This is a genomic window from Bacillus cereus group sp. BfR-BA-01355, from assembly GCF_022663675.1.
GTDB lineage: Bacteria > Bacillota > Bacilli > Bacillales > Bacillaceae_G > Bacillus_A > Bacillus_A thuringiensis_S.
Map to the genome: position 1 here is coordinate 1 of NZ_JAKUFY010000190.1, position 5,551 is coordinate 5,551.

Consider the following 5,551-nt stretch of genomic DNA (forward strand, 5'->3'; position numbering starts at 1 on the left):
TGGTGACTCTAATAATCCAACTGTGCCTGCTGTTTTTGGGGAACATACCGCCAGTGAAGGAGTTGGTGTTTTAGGTAGAAGCCAAAGTGGATATGGGGTCTTGGGAGAGAGTACTGTTAGCGATGGAGTAAGAGCTACAAGCCAAGCTGGAGCTGGTGTCTCTGCCTACAGCGAGAACCTTTTTGGTGTTTGGGGTTTAAGTAATAAACACATCGGTATTTTTGCTTTAACCCGAGCGGAGACTAGACCAGCTTTGATGGCCTATAGTGATACTACAGGAGGAGACATCATCATCGGCACAAGTAGAAATGCCGGCGAGGTCTTCCGGGTTCTAAATAACGGTGACGTCAATGTACGCGGAGTTAATCTTACAAGTGACAAAAACTCTAAGGAAAATTTCTCGAGTGTCGACACGCTTGAGATTCTTGATAAATTAGCCAGCATACCAATCCAGTCTTGGAACTATAAAGATGATACATCTAATGAGCGTCACATTGGCCCGACCGCTCAGGACTTCCATGCCGTCTTTGAACTAAATGAAGATGATAATAAACATATTTCAACCGTTGATTTACAAGGCGTAGCCTTGGCTGCTATTCAAGGTTTAAATGAAAAACTCCAGACTGAAAATGATGAGTTATATAAGAAATTAGCTAACCTCGAGGAACGTCTTTCTGTCCTTGAGTCCAAGAGCTAAACCCAATGATAACAAACTAATCGCTATAGCTCTGATATCACCATAAAAAGGTGTCAGATTTCAAAGTTGGATTTTTGTTATTAAACTGTAGACTCATAGCGATAAGGGCCATGTTTGATTGGCCCTCGAAAAATATTCAATTACTAGATTGGACGACACACCCAACGACATCTGGTACCGCTACTGTCGCAATCTAACATTTTTATAGTATCAGAAGGGCATTGAATAGAAGATTGCATAGGAAAATAGGAATATGGACTTACAGGATACGAATATGGATAATAATACGGCTGTGGAATGTAAGGTGCTGCTTGGTTCATACCACCATATGTCATCGGTACGGTATATGCTATTGGCATTGAGGCATAATGACTGCAAGCTCCATGGCATTCCTGCTCTGACGTTCCAGGAGCAGCCAAACAATCTCGCATACAAGAGGTATAATTCCAAGGTGAAAATGGTTGACGATACAAAGACAATCACTCCTTATCTTAATTTTACTTTTCTCGATATTATATGTAGCTGAATATTTTTTAGGTGATTGTCCATGCATAATTAGATAATTGTCTAACATGCATAGCAAAGCTTATGATGGTGTTGAATTTTAAGGTGGTAACAAATTTAAGGACTAAAAAAGGTCCTTTTTCTTTTGGGAATATCAACATAAATTATTAAAAAAAAGTTTAAATTTAAAGTTCTAATAAAAATATATTAATGGATACTTTTAATGTTCGTTAATTGAAAGGCGGTGAGAAATTGGGTTTAAGAGATAGGTTTTCAAATTTTTTATTTAAACAAGCTGAAAAGCGTGGTTATCTGGATGATGTTTTAGGAAAAAGTATTCGTTACGGCGGTGTGTATGTTACGGATTCAAACATCTTACAATCTAGTGATGTATACGAATTGTTACAAGACATCAGTAATCAAATGGTATTGGCTGATATTGTTGTGGAAGATGAATTTGGTAATGAAATTAAAGATGATATTGCACTTCGTATTTTAAAGAATCCTAATAATTATCTAACGCAATCTGAATTTATTAAATTAATGACAAATACCTATTTACTCGAGGGAGAAACGTTCCCTATATTAAATGGTACACAAATACATTTAGCTTCAAATGTGTTTACAGAGCTAGATGATGATTTAGTAGAACATTTTAATATTGGTGGTCAAGAGGTTCCCTCTTTTATGATTCGTCATGTGAAAAATATTGGCGCAGATCATTTAAGAGGGAAAGGTCTTCTTGATTTGGGAAGAGACACACTTGAGGGCGTTATGTCAGCTGAGAAAACTTTGACTGATAAGTACAAAAAAGGTGGATTACTAGCATTTCTATTAAAATTAGATGCGCATATCAATCCACAAAATGGTACACAGTCAAAATTAATTAAAAAGATTTTAGATCAGTTGGAATCAATTGATGATGCAAGGTCAGTTAAGATGATTCCTTTAGGAAAAGGTTATGAAATAGAAACGCTTAAAAGCCCATTAGATGATGAAAAGACCTTAGCATACCTAAATGTATACAAAAAGGATTTGGGTAAGTTTTTAGGTATAAATGTGGATACATACACAGAGTTAATCAAAGAAGATATTGAGAAAGCGATGATGTATATCCATAATAAAGCAGTTAGACCAATAATGAAAAATTTTGAAGACCATTTGAGTCTTCTTTTTTATGGCCAAAATTCGGGGAAACGAATTAAATTCAAGATTAATATTCTTGATTTTGTTACTTATAGCAACAAGACAAATATCGGTTACAACCTGGTACGTACCGCTATTACTTCACCTGACAATGTTGCTGATATGCTTGGATTCCCTAAACAAAATACAAAGGAATCACAATCTATTTATATTTCAAATGATTTAACTGAAATCGGTAAGAAAGAAGCAAACGATGGTTCATTGGGAGGAGGTGAAGAGAATGAAAATTGAGGTCCGAGGGAATCAAGTCATACTTGATGGATATGTAAATGTTGTGGACAGAGAAAGTCGAATGTTGCCTTCTCCAAGGGGATATTTCAAAGAGAGAATTGTCCCTAAGACGTTTGAAAAAGCGTTAAAGAAAGCAAAGAATGTGGACTTGCTTTTTAACCACGATAAGAATAGAAATCTTGGTTCTATTGAAAACGGAAATCTGGAATTGTATGAAGACAATATTGGTTTAAGAGCCATCGCTACGGTTACAGATGAGCAAGTGATTAAGAAGGCAAGGAATAAAGAATTACGTGGTTGGTCATTTGGTTTTGTTTCTGAAAAAGATTCATGGGAAGAAGGTGAATCTGGTGTTCAAAAACGATCTATTGAAGAATTAGAGCTTTTAGAAGTTTCTATTTTGGACATGACGCCAGCTTATGTTGCAACTTCTATTGAAACCAGGGGCGAAAATACAGCCATGATTGAAATGAGAAGTGAAGAAGCAGCTGTAAAAACAGTTGTGGAAGATGATACAGAGGAAAGAAACAACATTATTAAACAAATAAAAAAAGTCCTGGAGGAAAATTAACATGAACTTAAAAGAAATCTTAAAAGCATCTCAAGCACGAAATAAAGCTCGATTAGCAGAATTACAAGGGAAAGTAGAGAAGGGTGAAGTTCGTTCGGAAGAATTAGCAGCAGTTAAGGCTGAAGTGGAAGCATTAACAGAAGAAGCGAAAACTCTTGCTGATGAATTAGCAAAATTAGAAGCAGACGAAAAGGAAGAAGATCCAGACAAAAAGAAAGATGACGATCCAGATAAAAAAGAAGATCCAGAAGTAAAAGAAGATCCAAATCAATCAAAAGAAATTCCAAAAGAAGAACGTTCTGAAATCATGGCAGCTATTGCAACAGGTCTTTCTACTAAAGGTCATAAATCTACTAAAAATAAAGAAAAGGAAACTCGTTCAGCTTTTGCTAATTATATTGTGGGTAATATTGATGAAAGAGAAGCTCGTGCATTAGGATTAGTTACTGGCAATGGTTCTGTTACGATTCCAGATTTCTTAAGTAAAGAAATTATTACGTATGCTCAAGAAGAAAACTTCTTACGTCGATTAGGTACAGGAGTAAAAACAAAAGAAAATATTAAGTATCCTGTTCTAGTTAAGAAGGCAGAAGCTCAAGGTCATAAAAACGAGCGAACAAATAATGAAATTCCAGAAACAGATATCGAATTCGATGAAATTGAATTATCACCAACAGAATTTGATGCGCTTGCTACAGTAACGAAAAAGCTATTGGCACGTACAGGTTTACCAATTGAACAAATTGTTATGGATGAGTTGAAAAAAGCTTATGTTCGTAAAGAAACTCAGTATATGGTTAATGGTGATGAAGCTAATAACATAAATGACGGTGCATTAGCAAAGAAAGCTGTTGAATTTAAAACTGATGAAAAGAATCTTTATGATGCATTAGTAAAAATGAAAAATACACCTGTTAAAGAAGTACGTAAAAAAGCACGATGGGTGTTAAATACAGCAGCACTAACAAAAATTGAAACTATGAAAACAGATGACGGTTTCCCATTACTTCGCCCGTTTAATCAAGCGGAAGGTGGAATTGGTTATACGTTATTAGGTTTCCCAGTTGAGGAAGAAGATGCAATTGACATTCCTGATTCACCAGATACACCAGTATTCTATTTTGGTGACTTCTCTAAATTCTATATTCAAGATGTCATTGGATCATTAGAAGTCCAAAAATTAGTTGAGTTATTCTCACGTACAAACCGTGTAGGTTTCCGTATCTGGAACTTACTAGATGCTCAATTAATTCATTCTCCATTTGAAGTTCCAGTTTATAAGTACGTCTTGAAAGGTCAAACTACACCAGGTGCTTAATATGGAAGATTTAATTGAGAAATTAAAATCTCATATTCATTGGGAAGAGGGTATGGATGAAGCCATGCTCTCTTTTTATATCACTCAAGCAAAGACTTATGTAAAGAATGCGACAGGTAAACAGACCGCGTATTTAATTATTATGGTCGCCGGTATTTACTATGATTACAGGGTCGCTGAAAAAGAATTAGAACAAGCTCTTGATGCTTTAACGCCGATGTTTGTCCAGGAGGTTTATGCCGATGAAGAGAAAGACGAATAAACTCAAATGGATGGGTGAGCTACTTAAATTAGGAGAAACCATTGATCCGGAAACAGACCGTGTTGTGATGGGATATCCGTTAGAACGTAACATTCGTTATAACAATATTGGGGTTACAGCCACTGATAAATTTACAACGAAAGATACGAATGAAATTGTAAAGAAAATTGAAGTCCGTATTGATCGTGACATTGAAAATAACCAAAAGGATTATCGTGTAAAAGTTGGTGGCCGTATCTATGATATTGAACGTATTTATGTGCGTGAAGAAGACCGATTGATGGAGGTGTCATTGTCCTATGCAAATTAGCTTTCAAGAGTTACGAGACATCATGAAGAAATCTGGTATACCAGTTTATCGTGATAGTGCACCTACAACAGCAAATTATCCTTACATTGTGTATGAGTTTGTGAATGAGCAACATAAAAGAGCTTCTAATAAGGTTCTAAAAGATATGCCACTTTATCAAATTGCAGTCATTACAAATGGAACTGAAAAAGATTACGAGCCATTAAAGGCTGTTTTTAACGAAGCAGGTGTGTCTTATTCTCAATTTGATGGAATGGGTTATGACGAGAACGACGACACTATCACGCAGTTTATAACGTATGTGAGGTGTATCCAGTAATGGCTTCAAATAACAATGGTTTTGCTGAAGCTTTAGAAGATATCAATACGCTATTACGTGTGAATAAAAAGGTTGAACTGGATGTATTAGATGAAGCAGCCAAGTATTTTGCTAGTAAATTAAAACCTAAAAT

8 protein-coding genes and 1 pseudogene are annotated in these 5,551 nt (G+C 35.7%); 8 read left to right on the forward strand and 1 reads right to left on the reverse strand.

Features of this window, described 5'->3' with window-relative positions:
* Positions 1–697: tail fiber domain-containing protein (locus MR167_RS30105; RefSeq protein WP_242316139.1), on the forward strand; the 697-nt coding region annotated here is incomplete at its 5' end.
* Positions 698–840: 143 nt separating this feature from the next.
* Here the strand turns inward: MR167_RS30105 and MR167_RS30110 are convergent.
* Positions 841–1,128 carry a hypothetical protein gene (locus MR167_RS30110; protein ID WP_242316140.1) on the reverse strand — a complete coding sequence of 96 codons (288 nt, stop codon included), beginning with the start codon at positions 1,126–1,128 and terminating at the stop codon, positions 841–843.
* A 325-nt stretch (positions 1,129–1,453) separates the two neighbouring features.
* Between MR167_RS30110 and MR167_RS30115 the strand changes: the two genes are divergently transcribed.
* The 7 genes and pseudogenes from MR167_RS30115 to MR167_RS30145 form a co-directional block, all read left to right on the forward strand.
* Positions 1,454–2,638 carry a phage portal protein gene (locus MR167_RS30115; protein ID WP_242316141.1) on the forward strand — a complete coding sequence of 395 codons (1,185 nt, stop codon included), beginning with the start codon at positions 1,454–1,456 and terminating at the stop codon, positions 2,636–2,638.
* Entirely contained in the window at positions 2,628–3,209 is a 582-nt protein-coding gene (locus MR167_RS30120; protein ID WP_144518804.1) for an HK97 family phage prohead protease, read from the forward strand. The genes MR167_RS30115 and MR167_RS30120 overlap by 11 nt, the downstream gene beginning before the upstream one ends.
* Position 3,210: 1 nt before the next feature.
* The gene (locus MR167_RS30125; protein WP_242316142.1) at positions 3,211–4,527 is read left to right on the forward strand and encodes a phage major capsid protein; all 1,317 of its coding nucleotides are present in this window, start codon (positions 3,211–3,213) and stop codon (positions 4,525–4,527) included.
* Position 4,528: 1 nt separating this feature from the next.
* Positions 4,529–4,789, forward strand: a complete 261-nt coding sequence (locus MR167_RS30130) for a head-tail connector protein (RefSeq protein WP_242316143.1) — start codon at positions 4,529–4,531, stop codon at positions 4,787–4,789.
* A complete protein-coding gene (locus MR167_RS30135; protein ID WP_000824250.1) occupies positions 4,770–5,099 on the forward strand; it encodes a hypothetical protein in 330 nt (109 codons plus the stop codon). The genes MR167_RS30130 and MR167_RS30135 overlap by 20 nt, the downstream gene beginning before the upstream one ends.
* Positions 5,089–5,418, forward strand: coding sequence for a hypothetical protein (locus MR167_RS30140; RefSeq protein WP_001167236.1), 330 nt, complete (start codon positions 5,089–5,091; stop codon positions 5,416–5,418). Before MR167_RS30135 ends, MR167_RS30140 begins: the two co-directional genes overlap by 11 nt.
* Positions 5,418–5,551: pseudogene (locus tag MR167_RS30145) on the forward strand (HK97 gp10 family phage protein); the annotation flags it as partial. The gene MR167_RS30140 and the pseudogene MR167_RS30145, both read left to right, overlap by 1 nt.